Annotated in this window: 11 protein-coding genes and 1 pseudogene; all 12 read left to right on the forward strand. The window is 50.5% G+C overall.

Translation table 11 applies throughout. The features are described from left to right. Positions 1-69 precede the first annotated feature (69 nt). The 12 genes and pseudogenes from EGT74_RS26725 (at position 70) to EGT74_RS26775 (ending at position 18060) form a co-directional block, all read left to right on the forward strand. Complete coding sequence (locus EGT74_RS26725) at positions 70-2517, forward strand: outer membrane beta-barrel family protein (protein WP_123849666.1); 2448 nt, start codon at positions 70-72, stop codon at positions 2515-2517. Positions 2518-2574: 57 nt separating this feature from the next. Then, positions 2575-3621 (forward strand): fatty acid desaturase family protein, encoded by a 1047-nt coding sequence (locus EGT74_RS26730; RefSeq protein ID WP_123849667.1) that lies wholly within the window; start codon positions 2575-2577, stop codon positions 3619-3621. A 274-nt stretch (positions 3622-3895) separates the two neighbouring features. Beyond that, a complete protein-coding gene (locus EGT74_RS26735) occupies positions 3896-4372 on the forward strand; it encodes a hypothetical protein (protein ID WP_123849668.1) in 477 nt (158 codons plus the stop codon). Between the two features lie 35 nt (positions 4373-4407). Beyond that, on the forward strand, positions 4408-5847 hold the full coding sequence (locus EGT74_RS26740) for a coiled-coil domain-containing protein (protein WP_123849669.1): 1440 nt from the start codon (positions 4408-4410) through the stop codon (positions 5845-5847). A gap of 58 nt (positions 5848-5905) precedes the next feature. Then, the gene (locus EGT74_RS26745) at positions 5906-6838 is read left to right on the forward strand and encodes a hypothetical protein (protein ID WP_123849670.1); all 933 of its coding nucleotides are present in this window, start codon (positions 5906-5908) and stop codon (positions 6836-6838) included. A gap of 14 nt (positions 6839-6852) precedes the next feature. Then, positions 6853-7983: a hypothetical protein gene (locus EGT74_RS26750; protein WP_123849671.1), complete on the forward strand. Its 1131-nt coding sequence runs from the start codon at positions 6853-6855 to the stop codon at positions 7981-7983. After that, positions 7980-8990: a hypothetical protein gene (locus EGT74_RS26755; RefSeq protein ID WP_123849672.1), complete on the forward strand. Its 1011-nt coding sequence runs from the start codon at positions 7980-7982 to the stop codon at positions 8988-8990. Before EGT74_RS26750 ends, EGT74_RS26755 begins: the two co-directional genes overlap by 4 nt. 45 nt (positions 8991-9035) lie before the next feature. Further along, on the forward strand, positions 9036-12824 hold the full coding sequence (locus EGT74_RS26760) for a hypothetical protein (protein WP_123849673.1): 3789 nt from the start codon (positions 9036-9038) through the stop codon (positions 12822-12824). Between the two features lie 24 nt (positions 12825-12848). Further along, positions 12849-13181, forward strand: a complete 333-nt coding sequence (locus EGT74_RS26765) for a hypothetical protein (RefSeq protein ID WP_123849674.1) — start codon at positions 12849-12851, stop codon at positions 13179-13181. Positions 13182-13247: 66 nt separating this feature from the next. Further along, a pseudogene (locus EGT74_RS27425) lies at positions 13248-13781 on the forward strand (DUF6443 domain-containing protein); the annotation flags it as partial. 12 nt (positions 13782-13793) lie between these two features. After that, the gene (locus EGT74_RS26770; protein WP_158618316.1) at positions 13794-17678 is read left to right on the forward strand and encodes an RHS repeat protein; all 3885 of its coding nucleotides are present in this window, start codon (positions 13794-13796) and stop codon (positions 17676-17678) included. A 10-nt stretch (positions 17679-17688) separates the two neighbouring features. Further along, entirely contained in the window at positions 17689-18060 is a 372-nt protein-coding gene (locus EGT74_RS26775) for a hypothetical protein (protein ID WP_123849676.1), read from the forward strand. Positions 18061-18439: the final 379 nt, after the last annotated feature.

Below are 18439 nucleotides of genomic sequence, written 5' to 3' on the forward strand. Positions count from 1 at the left end.
CAATAAATAAAACTGTCATGATCAATTTCCTTATTTTGGCCGCATAGTAAATATTGTGTACAAGTCAACATGAGGAAATTTGTCATTTTAATGTTAGGGGCCATGCTGTGTACGGGCGCTTCCGTTTGGGCGCAGCAGGGGGAAAGCCAGGCCGAGATTCTTGGAAAGTTATTGGACGAACAAAGCGGAAAACCGGTAGAATATGCTTCTGTAGCGCTGCTCAATGCAGCAGATTCATCCGTGATCACGGGCATGTTGTCGAAAGGCAACGGCGACTTCGACCTCCGGGGCATCAAACCCGGGAACTACATTCTCAAAATATTTTTTATCGGCTATGAAACCCAGTACCGGCCGGTGAGCGTGAAACGTTCGCTGGACGTGGGGAATATCAAACTCAAAACCACGGCGCGCGACCTGAAAACGGTGGAAGTGGTGGGTGAGAAACCCGCCTTCACCATGGAAATAGATAAGCGGGTGTTTAACGTGGATAAGAACCTGGCCAGCATCGGCGGCACCGCTACCGATGTGCTGCGGCAGGTGCCTTCCGTGAACGTAGACATCGACGGCAACGTGAGCGTGCGCAACGGCAGTCCCACCATCTTCATCGACGGCCGCCCCAGCACGCTGACGCTCGATCAGATCCCGGCAGACGCCATCGCCAACATCGAAGTGGTGACCAATCCCTCCGCCAAATACGATGCGGAAGGCATGAGCGGCATCCTGAACATCGTGCTGAAAAAGAACCGCCGCGCCGGTATCAACGGGCTGGTGAGCGCGGGCATTTCCACTACGGGCAGCACCAACGCCGGGCTGGATCTGAACATCCGCCAGGGTAAAATCAACTTCTTCGCCAACTACAACCTGCGCGACCGGCGTTCCCCGATGGACCAGCACCTGTTCCGCAAGAACCTTGGCAACGATACCACCACTTACCTCGACCAGTACCAGGAAGGGGAGTTCGGACGGAAGTTCCAGAGCGGCCGCATCGGCTTCGACTGGTTCATCGACAACCGCAACACCGTCACCATTTCACAGGGCCTGGTGGGCGGCGACTTCAACAACCTGAACAGCCAGACCACCTACGACCTCGACATTCACCAGAGCCGCGTGCGCTACGGGAAGGGGCGGAACGACAGCAAACACGGTTTCCGCAACTACACCACGCAGGTCGGTTACAAACGCACCTTCGCCAGAGAAGGCCGCGAACTGACGGCGGATTTCACCTACAACAGGGCCAACAACAAAAACAACAACGACTATAACCTGCAGTATTACGATATGCAGGGCAATATCAGCAATTCGCCCAACCAGCCTGAGCTGCGCTACGGCAACGGGAAAGGCAACACCACGTATTACACCGGGCAGGTGGATTTTGTGAACCCCTTCAACGAGAAATCGAAACTGGAAATCGGCCTCCGCACCACTGCACGGACGTTCAACAATGTGCTGAACACGTTCGGGAAAGACTTTCCCTCCGGGCAGTTCGTGTACGACTCCGCTTTGTCGAACGACTATCATTACACCGAGCAGATCAACGCGGCATACGCCAGCTATACCGGCGCTTTCGGCCAGTATGGCTTCCAGGCCGGGCTGCGGGCCGAGCAGTCGTTTTACAGCGGGGAGATGCGGAATGTCAAAGGCGCGTCGTACAGCATCGACTATCCCATCAGCCTGTTTCCGAGTCTGTTCCTGACCCGGAAGTTCAAAGGCGACCATGAGGTACAGCTGAACTACAGCCGCCGCATCCAGCGCCCCTGGTTCCGCGACCTGCTGCCCAATATCGAATACAATGCGAACTCGGCGAGGAGGGGTAATCCCGCCCTGAAACCGGAGTTTACCAACTCTTTCGAACTGTCTTACCTGAAAGACTTCGACCGGAAACACAACATCCTCGCGTCCGTTTATTTCCGCAACACCAATAACGCCATCACCAATTTCAACGTAGACACCACGCTGGTGCTCGACGGGCAGGAAAGGCAGGTGGTGCTGAGCTATCCCATCAACGCCCGCCAGCGGAACTCCTATGGCGCGGAGCTGACCATCCGCAACCAGCTCACCAAGGGCTGGGACATCACCACCAACCTGAACATGGCGCAAACCAGCATCGAGGCGGAAGGCCTCAGCAACAAAGGATTTGTATGGTTCGGGAAAATCAACAGCAATACGAAACTGCCGTGGAGTACCACCTTGCAGGTAACCGGTGAATACGAATCGCGCGTGATCAACCCGCAGGGCGAAGAAGCACCCGAATACCAGGTAGACGTGGCGCTGAAGAAAGACTTCTTCAAAAAGAAGAACTTCTCCGTGTCCGCAGGTCTCAACGATATTTTTAATACCGACCGCGATCTTAGCTGGACCAATACCACCTTCTCCCAGTCCGAGCGTTACCGCAAGCGCGTATCCCGTGAGTTCCGCGTGAACCTGAGCTGGCGTTTCGGCAAGATGGACACCAATCTCTTCAAACGCAAGAAAGGAGAGGGCGGCGAAGGCGGCGACATGGGCGGCGACGGATTCTGATTTTGGAAGAACAGGATATTTGGGTTATCTTGAAGAGAGCCAAGTATCCTGTTTTTTATGATTCCATTAAGCAGTACCATCTCGGACCCGGTTTATCAGCAACCGGAAACCATCTCTGCCAGCGACCGGTTCTTCGGATCTTTTATCCGCGATAAAAGAGATCTTCCTTTTGTATACCTGACCATCCGGATCACGTTGATCCTTTGCACGCTCGCCGTGCTGCTGTACATGCCTTTCATTACCGGCTGGTTATGGGGAATCGTGGCCGCCGCTTATCTCATTTTCAACAACTTCATCTTCAAGGGTCCTTTCGGACTGATGCTGCATTGCACCAGCCACCGCGCTTTTTTCCGGAAGGAGTACGATTTCATGAACCACTACCTGCCCTGGGTGATCGGGCCGCTGTTCGGGCAAACGCCGGAAACGTACTACAGCCATCATATCGGCATGCACCACCCGGAAAATAACCTGCCCGAAGACGAAAGCAGCACCATGGGTTTCCAGCGCGATTCGCTGCGCGGTTTCGGCGCATACCTGGGCAGTTTCCTGTTTGCCGGTATCTATCACCTGGCCGGTTATTTCGTGCGGAAAAAGCGGAAGAAACTGCTGGTGCGGTCTGTGCGAGGGGAGTTGTTGTTCGTGGCGTTCTGCGTGGGGATGAGTTTCGTCAACTGGCCGGCCACGCTGGTGGTGTTCATTATTCCTTTCGTGATTTCCCGCATCATCATGATGGTGGGCAACTGGGCGCAGCATGCCTTCGTGTCCGCCGAAGACCCCGGCAACCCTTATAAGAACAGCATTACCTGCATCAATACCAAATACAACCACAAGTGCTGGAACGACGGCTATCACATCAGCCATCACGTAAAACCCAATATGCACTGGACCGAGCATCCCCATTATTTCCGCAGCACCATCGACGAATACATCCACAACGACGCCATCGTATTCGACGGCATTCACTTCCTGCACGTGTGGGCTTACCTCATGGGCAAACGCTACGACCTGCTGGCGCGGCATTTCGTGAACATCGGCGATAAATATTCGTCCGACGAAGAAGTAGTGGCGTTCCTGAAAGGGAGAACGCGGAAGATTGCGGCGTAGGTCAGCGGGTGACTACTTTGTTCGTAATATCCTGAAAGCGCACTCGCAAACCCATGGTACAGTAAAAGATATAATAAAAATCAATATATGTTATCGCGCCCTCTTTTTTTTAAATGTCGTAAATAGCTATATATTTATGCCGCGGAAAACGTCTTCCGGTTCAACCTATGCAACTCGAATCCCTCATTTTTCCCCTGCTATGCAAAGGCTTTTCGAAAGCGACATGGATTACCGTGATCCGGTTTCAACCACATATCTTTAAACCTGTTTTTGTATGGATATTATAGCGTACCAGGACTTCCATAACATCCGGCTCAGTGATTTCTATGCCGGTCCTGACTACCGCGAGGTGGAGAATTATGATTTTATGGGGGAGCAGTGGATCGGCGAACTGTCGGGCTTCAACACCTTTCTCCGCCTCATCAGCGAGCCGGAAGACACCAAATCCATTTCCCTCGATTTTACCAAAGACGAGCAGGGGATAACCGGCAAGGTACTGGAAGCACTGCACCTGCCCATCAAAAATGCCTGCACCGAATCCGATCTCGTGGAGCTGTTCGGCGAGCCGCATAAAAAGCTCCGGCTGGCCAAGGACACGGTGACGATGGACTATATCATCGGCGACCGGTACACTTATTATTTATCATGTACCTTGCATCATATCAACGGATTAATGTATCTTGATATCATGAATGAAGAGAAAGTGATCAAAAAGCTGAAATCCAAAGACAAGAAGAAGAAAGAAGCATAAGCCATTAACATTGTTTTCACCTATATCTATTAGTTATGGTAACCCGCCTCCTGACCATCCTTTTATTATTTTCCGTGCCCCTTGCCGCGCAGGACAGCGTATTGGCGCGTGTCAACCGGGTACAGGAAGTACCGCAGAAGTACCTGAGCCAGGTATCCGCCAAGAGCAGGCAGTTCGAAAAGCAGATCGACAAGCGCACCCAAAAGGCGTTGAGCCGGCTGATGAAGCAGGAGCAGGCCATGCAGCAAAAACTCGCTAAAATCGACAGTCTAGCCGCAAAGAACATCTTCACCAGATCGATCGATTCCCTCGGCAGCCTCAAGGCCAAACTCAAAAGCAAAACCGCCAGACTCGAGAAACTGGCCGGCGGTCAGTATTTCGGTTATCTGGATACGCTGCAGAATTCGCTGGGATTCCTGAAGGAGTCGAAGGAACTGTTGGGTAAGGCCAAAGGGGTGCAGGACAAGCTGGGCAATTCCATGAAAAGCGTGAAGGAGCTGCAGGCAAAATTGCAGCAGGCCGAGCAGATCAAAAATTATATCCGCGAGCGCCGTCAGCTGCTCAAATCGCAGCTGGCCAATTATGAGGGCCTTACCAAAGACCTGAAAAAGATCAACAAGGAAGCCTATTACTACGCCCAGCAGCTCAATGAATACAAGGAGGCGTTCAGGGACACGAAGAAGGCCGAAGCCAAGGCCATGGAGCTGCTGCAGAAGGTGCCCGCATACAAGGACTTCATCGCCCGCAATTCCCAGCTGGCCAGCCTGTTTAACCTGCGGGCCGGCGGTTCCGGGGAGAACCTCGAGCAGAGCCTCGAAGGCCTGCAAACCCGTGCGCAGGTGGAGCAGTTGATCCAGCAGCGCATCGGCAGCGGCGGCCCCAACGCCCGGCAGGCCATCAGCCAGCAAATGGAAGCGGCGCGCTCGCAGTTCGACGAACTGAAGAAAAACTTCCCCGACCTCGACAATGCGGCGGACATGCCGGATTTCAAGCCGAAGGAATTAAAGACCAAAAGTTTCCTGCAACGGCTGGAGTACGGCACCAATGTGCAGTTCCAGCGCTCCAACCAATACTTCCCCACTACCGGCGACTTCGCCGGCCAGGTAGGCTATAAGTTCAGCAAAAACGGTATCGTGGGTGTAGGCGCCTCTTACAAACTGGGCATGGGCACCGGCTTCGATAACATCCGGTTTTCACACCAGGGCGTGGGTTTCCGTTCTTTCGGCGACTACAAGCTGAAGGGAACGTTTTTCGTGAACGGCGGCTTCGAGTACAATTACAACTCCGCCTTCAATACCAGCATCCCCCTGCTGCACGATACCGGCTGGACGCGCAGCGCGTTGCTGGGGATTAGCAAAAAATACAAGATCAATAACAAGCTGAAAGGGAATATGATACTCTTGTACGATTTCCTTGCCAATCAGCAGATACCCAAAACCGATCCCATCAAGTTCAGGGTGGGGTATAATTTCTAGTTCGGGATACCTGTGAAGTGTGTTTGTGACCGTATGTAATGCAGTTTTAAATCTACCTATGTATAGAATCGTTCTTTTGTTTGTCGCCGTACTGGCCCATACCACTCTTTATGCCTTCGATACCGGCATTTACCTGAAAAGCATCACATTCCCCGCCAACTATGCGGTAGGCGACTATGTGGAATTCGTAGGCGCGACACCCATGGATGCCGGCGCCAGCGGGAATTACGAGATATCGGTGTCGTATACACGCGGCAATCTTGCGACCGCGGCCACGCACTTGGTGATCGTTTCCCATGCCAATCCGAATGTCTGGCGCGAAGCGGGCCGCATCAGCAGCAGCCCTTATACCTGGAATGCAAATAGTCACGCATTTACCATAGACTGTAATTCCGAGTACGGCAATGTGCGCTTCAGGGTACGTGCCGTGGCAGTGCTGGGTATTTCTGCACCCATTATTGTGAACGTCAAAATCAGATCCATCAACTACAACTATGCCTGGACGGAGATGAACAATACCGGCAACGACCAGACGGTGAACAAGTTCATGCCCATGACCACTGACTGGAGCCTGTACGTGGGGAACCCTTACCTCGCCAACGGCGCTGTGCTGGGACTGAAAGTGGCCGAGAACGGATTTGTAGGCATCGGTACCGCCAACCCGCAGTCGAAACTGGCTGTGGCCGGCGAGATCACCGCGCAGAAGGTAAAGGTCACCGCAACCGGCTGGCCGGATTATGTATTCCGCCCCGGGTACGTATTGCGTTCGCTGGACGACCTCGAAAGTTTCATTATGAAACACCAGCATTTGCCGGACGTGCCTTCGGAGAAGGAGGTACTGTCTGCCGGGATCGATATGGCGGATATGAATGCGAGGCTGCTGCGGAAGGTGGAGGAGCTCACGCTGTATATTATCCGGCAGGAAAAGGAGATGAAGGAAATGAAAGCGTTGGTGGGACAATTGGCAGAGAAGATGTCTGATAAAAAGTAACAATCGTACCCGACATGAGAATATTAATACTGATCGCACTGATGGCCTGCACATTGGCAGCGAAATCACAAACTACTTTAAATGTAGCGGGAGACGGGGATAAGTTCTATCCCGTATTATTTGCCGATAATCTGTTCTTGCAGAGCCGCGCCACCGAGCTCGAGATCGGGCGGGCGGACGTGCATGTAAACGGTGAATGGTGGGGCTCCATGATCGCCCGTTTCCGGTTTCATATGACTGGCTGGGGAAACGGCTCGAACTTCGTCAATGCGGAGATTTATTCCTACAGCTACGGACCATCCAATCAGTTCGTCGCCGGTTGGCATGACGCAACAGTGGCCGGCGGCATCGGTATTATCATCTGGCTGCGTGGCGCTACGACTTATACATATTATGCCAACGGCCCTGTAGCGCCGCTGGTATACGACAACGTCGCCAATCCGCTTCCCTACACGGAACCGGCCGGCACTGTTCATAATTATCTTACGGAAATATTGCCGTACGTAAACAGGGAAGGCATTTCCAATCAGGGCACCGCTTACTTCAGGAGCGGAGGGCCGAACTTTTTCCAGGGAAGCGTGGGCGTGGGCACGAAACCCGCTGCCAAGTTCCACATCGCAGGAGGTGGTTATACGAACGATATCGCTGCCATGAACCAGAACAGCGCGGCGAGAATAGACGTCGCCAACCCGGCGATTACGCTCGGCATTGGATATAATCTGCAGGACCAGCCGGTGATCCAGTCGTATAACAACGTGATCGGAAACCCCGTCAACCTGCAATTGAACCCATACGGGGGCAATGTGGCCATCGGCACCACACAATCGCATGGGCACCGGCTCGCGGTGGGCGGAAGCATTCTCGCCGAAAGGGTAAAAGTAAAACTGCAATCCGCCTGGCCCGATTATGTTTTCCAGCCGGGATATGCGCTGCGCTCCCTCGAAGAGCTCGAGCGTTTTGTGATGACGCACCGGCATCTGCCGGATATTCCTTCTGAAGCGGAAATGAAGAAGACCGGGCTGGATGTGGAGGAGATGAATGCTAAGCTGCTGAAGAAAGTGGAAGAACAGGCGCTGTATATCATCGAACTGAATAAAAAACTGGCGGCCCTGGAACAAAGGGTCAATAAACTGGACGCCAAATGAAAACATTTTCAATACTGACAGCCGCACTGATGGTGTGTGGGGCCACCAACGCGCAATACATCAATAATCAGACGACGGTTCAATCTCCAGGCAACTTCAACATCGCCGGGCAGGGGAAGGCTAATTCGTTCGTCACCATCCAGGCCACCGGCTCCAGCGGGAATGCGCATTACATGATGCACCAGTCGGACGGTAACGCCAGGTGGGGGATAGGTATGAATACCGTGGAATCCGGGAACGGTAACGAAGGCAGCAACTTTTCGATTTTCGGCTATGGGGGAGCGGGTAATTATCTCGGCGAATACCTGAGCATTCTCCGTACCACCGGGTTCATGGGCCTGGGGGTGCGGTACCCGGCCGCCAAGCTACATGTGGCAGGATGGGCTGCGGATAACACCTCCATCCGTTTGGGCGTGCCGCACGATGCGGGCAATACGGTGGTGCCGCTGTGGGGCAGCCCCGGTGGTTACAATATTGATTTTTATACCTGGCGCGATGTTGCCGGTGACCAGATCGGCTCACGGATTCGGGCGGAGCGTATCAATACCCATTTGCCCAACAATGCCCTGGTGCAGGCGATGGATCTGGCTTTCAGCACATCCAACGGGATGCAGGCTTCGGAGCTGAAGGAGCATATGCGTATCCGGTTCAACGGGAACGTGGGCATCGGCACCGCCAACCCGGATGAGAAACTGTCGGTAAAGGGGACCATAAAAGCGATGCGTGTGAAAGTGCTTCAGGAAGGCTGGGCGGACTTTGTATTTGCTGACAGCTACAAACTTCCGTCGCTGATGGAGGTGGAGCGGTTCATCACGGAGCACCGTCATTTACCGGAGATTCCTTCGGAGAAGGAGGTGGCGGAAAACGGGGTGGACCTTGGGGAGATGAACAGGAGGCTGTTGCAGAAGGTGGAGGAGCTGACGCTGTATATTATTCAGCAGGAGAAGGAGATGCGAGTGGTGAAGGAGCGGCTCCTTTCATTGGAGCGCACGAACGGGAGAAAATAACTGTTTTCTGATTGTCCTGATAAAAAACATTAGAACTGTTGCACCATGAGAAGAATATTATATCTGAGCATTTTTGTAATACTTTTTTCCCAACCTGCTTATTCGCAGGTTACGGAGCAGGGGCTTGCGCAGGAATTAAGGAAGATACCTGTTGCTCCTTCGCCGAATGCGTCTGCGTTAGGTAAGTTCGGAGACGTGCCTGTATCGTTAAGCACAGGAATCCCTTCGATATCAATACCATTTTTTAATTACCAGGATCAGCAAAAGAGGCTTGCGATGGGAATTTCGTTGTCGTACCATGCGGGAGGGCATAAAGTTGAAGATATGGCCTCGAATGTTGGCCTGGGGTGGGCGCTCAACGCTGGTGGAGTGGTTTCGCGTACAATGAGGGGGCGCCCGGACGATGATCCGTATGGGTATATTAACACGTCCGTTTTGCCATATCTTAATACAGGCGCAAATGCGAGACTGAATTCATATCCCGGGAGTGGAACGCCTATTTCAGAGGGCATTTGCCTGGGAAATTCCAGCGATTACGGAGTTGTAAAAGAGGTTGCGGAAAATGAAAGGGATGGTGAATGCGATATTTTCACGTTTAATGTTGGTGGTACGACTGGAAAGTTCTTTTTCCGGAAAAATAGCTCCATCCAACTACTCACCCAGAGCAACATCAAAGTTTCCTTTGAACCAGTGCCGGGCATAAATTTCACAAAAATAGACCGGTTTATCATAATAGATGAAAAAGGGATTAAATATATCTTCGATCAAAAGGAAGTTTCTCATGCGGTGAATTCCATTGCGGGCGGGTTCGCTGATCCTGCTTATGTAAGTTCCTGGTATGTTTCGAAAATTATTTCAGCCGACGGGCTCGATGAAATTTCCCTGGACTATTATACCACATCGACTGGCCTGATGTATGAAGGGGCATTTTCCGATTCTTACCGGTCGGATATTACGCGGACACAAAGCCATGATATATTGAGCGGAACCAATTTTGTGGAAGCTCGAAGGGAAATTTATATGTACGATAGTAAAAAGATAAAATCAATCAGTTTCCCTGATAGTACCAGAATTCTGTTTAATTATGGGTTTGCAAGGCTGGATTATGCGGGAGACTATGCGCTCACGGAAATCAGGATCAAGAATCAATTGCTTGAAAAGAGCTTCGCATTGAACTACGATCATTTTGAAACGCCTGTGTGTAATTACACGGGATGCGTTCCATCGATTACCCCTTCTCCGAATGATGGGTACAAACGGCTGAGACTACGGTCCGTAACTGAAAAAAGTGCCGGTAAATCACTGGCGCCCTACACTTTCGAATATAATTCTTTTGCCTTACCGGTAAGGAACTCTAAAAAGACAGATTGGTGGGGATATTACAATAATGGACAAAGTGTTCCTATGTATCCCCCACATGTACCTGGAAGCGACTATACCACACCGATTTTTTACGGTGGAGATGCGGTGCCTTCGGAGCAACATGCACAGGCGTGGATATTGGATAAGATTTTTTACCCTACAGGAGGAAATACCAGGTTCGTGTACGAATTAAACGATGGGTTTAATGAAGGTTCTTATAGAATGGTAGGTGGTTTAAGAGTAAAACGGACGGAGGACTTTGAGCCGGTAACCGGTAAGTTGAATATCGCTAATTATACCTACAGAAAGCACGATGGAACGTCTTCCGGTGTTCTTCATAAAAAGCCGATGCATACCTGGTATTGGGCGAGCCGGTATATGAATTACCGTGAAGATGAGGGCGATGTTCCATTTTATGAGTACCAGATGAGTGAGACGGCAGCTCCCAGTCAGACCCTTTCTTATTTTAATGGTAGCCCTGTTGTCTATACTCGTGTGACCGTCGATAAAAACCAGAACGGTCTGAATAACGGATATTCCGTTCATGAGTTTATTGCTACGCCGCCTAATATGATAAGTGAACAATCTTTTCCGTTTTTACAGCGTCAGGATATTGAGTGGGCGCAGGGTCTACAGAAGAAAGATTCGGTGTTTGATAGCAATAATTCACTGATTAATACTACGGAAAACGAGTACGATATTCATATTGAATGCCCGCTGGATATCGATCAGAATTCCCGTAACCTGATTGCGGGCCTGATTCATTTCGATGAGCTTGGGACTTCTACAATGAATTTGTTTGCTGTAAGAACGTATGTTATTTGCTTCGGACGTTCGGAGCTCAAGCGGACAATTACGCGGTCATATTCAGCGGGGATGGCTGATTATGTTGAAAATATTACGGAGCATACATATGACCCACAATATTTTGTTCCAGTCAAAACGCGTACCCAGAATGGGAAAAGCGAACCTCTGGAAACCAGAATGTATTATCCATTCAGTTATAATACAACCGGATTCCCGAACCGGACTGCAATGATGAATGCCAACCGGCAGGAAGATATCATCTCAACGGAGCTTTGGATACAAAAAGGAACTTCTTTTTTTCTGAAAAAGTCATTGGTGACGGATTATGGGATATTTAACGGTAACCTGCTGAAAGAAGGGAAAACAATTCTATTGGAAACAGATGAGCTTTTAAGTGAAGCTACAGTCGGTTCCTTTAATCCTTCGCTTTTGAAAAGGCATCCTGCCTTTAAGGACAATCTGCTCGTGACGGGGTATGATGGCAGGGGGCGATATGCCGGAATGGAATATCCTGGTCAGTTGAATTACGCCTTTGTCTGGGGAATCGGCAATAACTATCCGGTGGCGACAGTCAAAAATGCCAAACTTTCCGATGTTGCTTACACATCGTTCGAAACTGACGGAAGCGGCTATTGGGAGAATATTCAACCTGCCGGTATTGTTTCTGGAGCGGGAGTGTCCGGCATCCGCTTTTACGAGGGAAGCGGTTTTACCATTTCCCGTTCAGGGCTGGATGCATCAAAAGAATACAAGGTGTCTTACTGGAGCAGAAACGGAGCATATACAGTTTCAGGAACGCAGTCAGGGTGGCCCAGGGAAATGAATGCCGTCGTTGTTAATGGGCAGACCTGGAGGTGCTATCAGCACGTTGTTTCAGGCCTGGCTAACATAACGGTATCAGGAAGCGGGACGCTGGATGAATTGCGTCTCTGTCCACGGAAGGCGGAAATGACTTCGGTTGCCTACAATCCTCTCACTGGAGTAAATACCCAGGTTGATGCCAAAGATCTGCTGGTTTACTATGAATACGACGAGTTTTTCAGATTGCGTGTGGTGAAAGATCAGCAGGGTAATATCGTGAAACAGATATGTTACAACTACGCTAATGCTAAAGATCCATGTTCCACTGATGCCAGTTTGCCCGATTGGCAGCCAACGGGTAATACCAGGTGTAAACCTTGCACGGCTAACAATGCATATGCCTCCGACAGGCAGGAGCGGGAAGAAAAAGACATGAATCCGCTGAGTGGAACTTACAATACAATGAGGTGGACGGAAACCGGCAGGAGCCGCGAATGTTCCGCTCCGGCTGAATGGCAGACACAATCCGTTTTTTGCGAACAGGTTGGCGGTGTGAACACCGGAAATGTAATATCGGTACAACGTGACCTGAATCCTTGCAGTGTTACTTATAACCAAACGAGAAATGTGGCCGTGCAGGATCATGCCGCATGTCCGCCACCCGGCTGTAATACCGTGAACTGCTCTGGACAGGGAATGAAGTGCGTAAATGGTAATTGTGAAACAGGGGTTAAAATTTATACGGCTTCCGTATTCAATCCGTCGACCGGAATGTACGACTGTACATATCATTATGAGTTCAGCGATGGGTCATGGTCTGCTGATTATATGGAGCAATCGGGTGGCGAGTGCCCTATCTTCTAATAAGAAATAGTTAATACTATAGGTATGAAAAATGTTTTAATACTTGTTGCGATGCTGTTTTTGGGTACTTCAGCAATGGCTCAAAATGCAGCGGAGCAGCTGTCTCATAAAATCGCAGATAAAATGAGAGATACCCTTGACCTTCGGACGGAGCAAAGGAACATGATTTATGGGCTGAACATGCAACTTTATCATCAGAAGGCGCAGGCCCGTAGCGAGTCAAAATCTCCTGATTCTGTCAGGGTAAAGATTCAGCGGATTGAAAATGGCCGCGATTCGCTATACAAAGCTGTGCTGACTGATGCGCAGTACCGGTTGTATCTTTCCAGAAAACGTAGCCTGATTAACAATAATTAAACGGAATAATAGATGAGAACTTATTTCCGCATTTTTAAGTACCCAGTACTGTTTTTTTTGTGCTGCATGCCCCTGGCGGGTATCGGGCAAATCAAGCCAGGTGGCCCCGGTTTACCGACGGCATCTGCCCGGCCCCAGCCGGCAGCCTATCCTTCAGGTATCAAGGTCAACTACATTCGCACTTGGGAGCCGGCTCGCCCGATTTCCGACCCGAATGCGGTACCTGGTTACACTGATGCCGGTGACGTCCGACAAGCAACTCAGTTCCTTGATGGACTGGGCAGACCGCTTCAATCTGTCACCCGGGGGGGGTCCCCGGTTACGGCTCAGGATCCTGCAGGTAAAAAAGACCAGGTCGCGCCGATTGTGTATGACGACTTCGGCCGGGAGGCGTTTAAATATCTACCGTATGTCTCTACCTCCTCTGACGGACAGTTTAAGCTGTCGCCATTTGTTGAACAGGCCGGGTTCCAAAGTGGTCAGCTCCCTGGTGAGTCTGTGTACTATGGTGTCACCGAGTTTGAGAACTCGCCACTTAATCGCGTTGTAAAAGACCTTTCACCGGGTAACAGCTGGGCAGGAAGTGGGAAGGGTGTTTCTTCCCAATACCTTGTGAATACTCCCGGAGATGCAGTGAAAATCTGGCGGATAGGGTTTGGTGCTGCTGATTATCCCGTTGCGGATGCGGCAGATTATGTGGGAGGACAGTTATATAAAAATATCTCCAAAGACGAGGACGACCATGAGGTAGTAGAGTTTAAGGATAAGGAAGGCCAGGTGATACTGAAGAAAGTGCAGCTCACTGCCACTGCGGGCAGCGGCGGGCATACCGGTTGGCTTTCTACTTACTACGTATATGACGATCTGGGTAACCTGCGGTTTGTCATTCCTCCCAAAGCGGTGGAATACCTTGAGGCCAATAGCTGGAGCCTGGCCGACGCTGATATCCGCAAGGAGCTCTGCTTCCGTTATTTGTACGATGGCCGCAAACGGATGATCGTTAAACAGGTGCCGGGTGCGGAGCCGGTGGAGATGGTGTACGATGTGCGCGACCGGCTGGTGTTCAGCCAGGATGGCAAGTTGCGGGCGGACAGCAAGTGGCTGACCACTTTCTATGATGAACTGAACCGGCCGGTAATGACGGCGCTGTACACAACAACTCAAACCCGCGATCAGCTGCAAACGGCCATGAATGGAGCCGTTACCTCGCAAACGATCACCCATGAGATTAAGGTGCCTGGTAACCTGGTAGTGAACAGCCACGATGGGCGCCCGCTATACCAGGCGGGCCAATCCATTGAGTTTACTAATGGTTTTGACAGCAATACCGGGGAGTTCGATACGGAGCTCAACGTCAGCAGTACTTTGACTACGGAAACCATCTACGCTACCAATCCGCTGCCGAGCCTTGATCAGAACCAGCTATTCCCGTTAACGTATACTTATTACGATACATACGGCTATCCCGGCAAAAAGACCGAACAGGCCGGTTTGTTGAGCGGTATCCCGTACAGTGGCACCGCCCACACCGATGCCCAGCCTATCAGCAGCCAGACGCATGGGCTGGTGACGGGAACTAAGGTGCGGCTACTGGAAGGCAACGGGGCGAATGACCGCTGGCTGACCACTACGACCTACTACGATGCCAAAGGCCGGGTGCGGCAGGTGCTGGCCGATAATGCAACGGGTGGGGAAGACATTGTATCCAATCTTTACAACTTCACCGGTCAGTTGCTGACCAGTTCGGCCATCTACCGCAACCCTTCGGCCGCCCAGACGCCGGAGATCAAGCTGTTGACGATGATGGAATACGACCATGGCGGGCGGCTGCTGACGGTGAGCAAAAAGGTAGGGGATAATGGTGCTATCGTCAAAATCGCCACTAACCAGTACGACGCCCTGGGTCAGTTGAAGACCAAAACGTTTAAAAGCAGCGCTGGCGCGGATATTGAAACGCTTACCTACGATTATAACATCCGTGGCTGGCTCAAAGCGATCAACAAAGCCTATGTGGACGGTGGTACGGGTAATTACTTCGGCCAGGAGTTGAGCTATGACTATGGCTTTTCCACCAATCGTTTCAACGGCAACATCGCCGGCATCAAATGGCGAGGCTCCAAAGCCCCTGATGTCAAATACGCCTATGGCTATGATTACGACGCCGCCAACCGGCTGCTGAAGGGAGACTTCACCGTCAGTAACGCCTGGGAGCAGAACTACAATCCCAGTGCCCAGGTCAACTATGACGTCAAGATGGGCGATGACGGTCTAACGCAGACGAACGCCTACGATGCCAATGGCAACATCCTGCGGATGCGGCAGTGGGGCGAGACGGCTCCTAACACGAGCAGCAAGATCGATGACCTGGCCTATGTGAACCAGCTGAATGGCAAGTTCAGCAACAAACTGCAGTCTGTCACGGAAAGCGGTTCCAATCCCAACCCCTCGCTGGGAGATTTTAAGGAACTCACCCCCGGGCAGGGCATTGATTACACCTACGACCTCAACGGCAACATGATCACCGATGCCAACAAAGGCATCAGCCAGATTACCTATAATCACCTGAACCTGCCGGAACTGATCACCATCACCGGCAAAGGCACTATCCGTTATGTGTACGATGCCGCTGGTATCAAACACCGCAAAACGGTCACGGACAATACTGGTGGCCAAACGCAGATCACCACCACGGCCTACAATGGCGGATTGGTGTATGAACGCGACAGCCTGCGGCTGATCAGCCATGAAGAAGGCCGCATCCGGCTGAACTACCCAACAAATCAGCCGGTAACATATACTTACGACTATTTTGTAAAAGACCACCTGGGCAACATCCGTATGGTGCTGACGGAGGGCAGCCAGCAGCAGTTGTACCTGGCCAGCATGGAAACGGAACGTTCCGCCACTGAAAACGCCCTGTTCAGCAACATCGAATCGAGCCGGAGCGTCAAACCTGCCGGGTATCCGCAGGATGCTACCGCCGGTTCAGAGAACAAGCAGGTGGCCAAACTCAATGGCCAGCACCCGGACAAACGGGTAGGGCCATCGCTGGTGCTAAGGGTGATGGCGGGCGATACGATCTCCATCGGAGCCAAAGCGTTTTATAAATCCATCGGCACCAAACAGGATAAATCACTGGTACCGGTAGCCGACATGGCAGCCTCCCTTATCCGCGCGTTCGGCAGTGGCCAGCCGGGCAGCAGCCAGAAGGAAGTAGCCACGGAAGGCGCCGGCCGTACCCCGTTCAATGACCAGTTCATCAACGATGGTTACCAGCGGATGAAGGAGAAGGAGCCCGCCGACCCGGCACAGGCCAACCGCCCGAAAGCCTACCTGAATTTTGCATTGTTTGATGATCGGTTTAACTTAGTGGAAGATAACAGCGGGGTGAAGCAGGTGAAGGCGGAGCCGGACCAGTTGCAGACACTGGCGCAGGACAGGATGGTGATGAAGAGCAGCGGTTACCTGTATGTCTACACCAGCAACGAAACCCCGCAGGATGTGTTCTTTGATAATTTGACTGTCTTGAACAGCCCGGGGCCGGTGCTGGAGGAGACGCATTATTATCCGTTTGGGTTGACCATGGCCGGGATTAGCGCCAAAGCCGTAGGGCAACTCGAAAATAAGCAGCAAAAGTTCCAGGGACAACCGTTCGATGACGAGCTAGAGCTACAGTGGTATGGATTCAAATACAGGAACCATGACCCGCAAATAGGGCGATTTATACAGATTGACCCACTGTCGGATAAATATGTATATAATTCTACATACGCCTTTTCCGAGAACAAAGTAACAGCGCATGTTGAGTTGGAAGGACTAGAAAGCGTAAGTATACAGGGGATAGTGAACCAGATTTGGAATTCATTGGGAATTTCTAAGAGTTACAGTGGGAAAGAGTTTGCACAAGATTTAGGAGAAGCTGCCAAAAGACCTGAGCCCTATATTGGTGCTGTTGAAATGGTAGGACAAGCTACCGTACTTTCTTTAGTGGCAGTAATGACGGAGGGAGTCGGTTCCGGAAGTCTTTTTACTACAGGTGTTCGAAACATGAGAAATACCGCTTCTCCATTTAAAGCAGGTCGGTCGCCCCTTATAGCAGAGGGTCAAGTATCGAGAGCGGCGGGAGCAGAGGCGGGAGTTGCGACAGGGGCGGAAGCTGGAATAGGAGAGGCTAGCGCCGCTTCGAATGGAATACAATTAACCAAAAAGACTTTTGGGCATACGTTCACAACTCACGGTGAAGATATGACCAACTTTTTAATTAATAGGGCAAAAGGCTCAGGTATGGCACAAGGCCAATTCTTAGACAATCAAAAAGCTGCCCAATTTATTTTAGATAATGTAAGTGAAACTGCTAATGGAGCTTTAAATTTACCTATGCCAAATGGCTTTCCTGCAAGGGTTATTATGCCTGATGGGACATTTAAGGCTGCTACGCACATACGACTAGTGCCCAGCGGTGGCGGTGTTAAAACAGCTTATCCATTAATTCCTTGAATACTGTGTTATGATTTTAAGAAAAGAAATAGTAGAGCACGTTAGTAAGGAACTGTCATTGCCTTTTACAGGTACAGAGCAAGATTGGGATATTGAAATGGCAGACCAGAGAAGAGTTGATGAGTTTGTTGCGTATTATAAAGAAAATGATTTATCTAAAGAAGTGAAATATGCAATAATGTCTCTTATACTTGCTTCTTATGATGATTTTTTGAATGAGAAGGATTTAGACAAAGATAACAAGTGGAATGAGATTAAAGTAATATTGAAATCCGAAAAAGAAATTTTTACTAATTTGATTAACTATTGGTCAGTTGGTACTGAGACAGCAAACGTATTCAGGATAACACCTCTCATAAGAGAAGTCAAAGCTATAGATTAGCTGACTTTATCTAATTTAGTAAACGACACAGCCCGTGCAGATCGCGCGGGCTGTGTCGTTTTACGCATATGCCTTACGCGCTTTCATATTACACAAATAGGTCCAAATTTAAAAAGAAGTAATTTTTTACCAACAGCAAAGCCTGCGCAGGCTTTGCTGTTATTATGAGTTAAAAGCTTTTTTAGCCTTGGTATTTTGGATAATGTTGTCGATTAGAAAATATACTTTCTCTTTGGTGTCTTCGTGAGACTAGAGACTATTACAAAAAGTGTGTCAGTTTAAAGTTGCTTAACTTTAAACTGACCATATGGACAAACAACAATTCGATTTTGAAGCATTTAAGAAGCAGGCAGCCAGCCGGCTGAAGAAGGGTGACACG

The sequence above is a fragment of the Chitinophaga lutea genome, from assembly GCF_003813775.1.
In the GTDB taxonomy this organism is placed as follows: Bacteria; Bacteroidota; Bacteroidia; order Chitinophagales; family Chitinophagaceae; genus Chitinophaga; species Chitinophaga lutea.

Excerpts from the sequence above, each read along its gene's own strand:
- EGT74_RS26725 (WP_123849666.1), top strand. The coding sequence starts at position 70 with ATGAGGAAATTTGTCATTTTAATGTTAGGGGCCATGCTGTGTACGGGC.
- EGT74_RS26730 (WP_123849667.1), top strand. The coding sequence starts at position 2,575 with ATGATTCCATTAAGCAGTACCATCTCGGACCCGGTTTATCAGCAACCG.
- EGT74_RS26735 (WP_123849668.1), top strand. The coding sequence starts at position 3,896 with ATGGATATTATAGCGTACCAGGACTTCCATAACATCCGGCTCAGTGAT.
- EGT74_RS26740 (WP_123849669.1), top strand. The coding sequence starts at position 4,408 with ATGGTAACCCGCCTCCTGACCATCCTTTTATTATTTTCCGTGCCCCTT.
- EGT74_RS26745 (WP_123849670.1), top strand. The coding sequence starts at position 5,906 with ATGTATAGAATCGTTCTTTTGTTTGTCGCCGTACTGGCCCATACCACT.
- EGT74_RS26750 (WP_123849671.1), top strand. The coding sequence starts at position 6,853 with ATGAGAATATTAATACTGATCGCACTGATGGCCTGCACATTGGCAGCG.
- EGT74_RS26755 (WP_123849672.1), top strand. The coding sequence starts at position 7,980 with ATGAAAACATTTTCAATACTGACAGCCGCACTGATGGTGTGTGGGGCC.
- EGT74_RS26760 (WP_123849673.1), top strand. The coding sequence starts at position 9,036 with ATGAGAAGAATATTATATCTGAGCATTTTTGTAATACTTTTTTCCCAA.
- EGT74_RS26765 (WP_123849674.1), top strand. The coding sequence starts at position 12,849 with ATGAAAAATGTTTTAATACTTGTTGCGATGCTGTTTTTGGGTACTTCA.
- EGT74_RS26775 (WP_123849676.1), top strand. The coding sequence starts at position 17,689 with ATGATTTTAAGAAAAGAAATAGTAGAGCACGTTAGTAAGGAACTGTCA.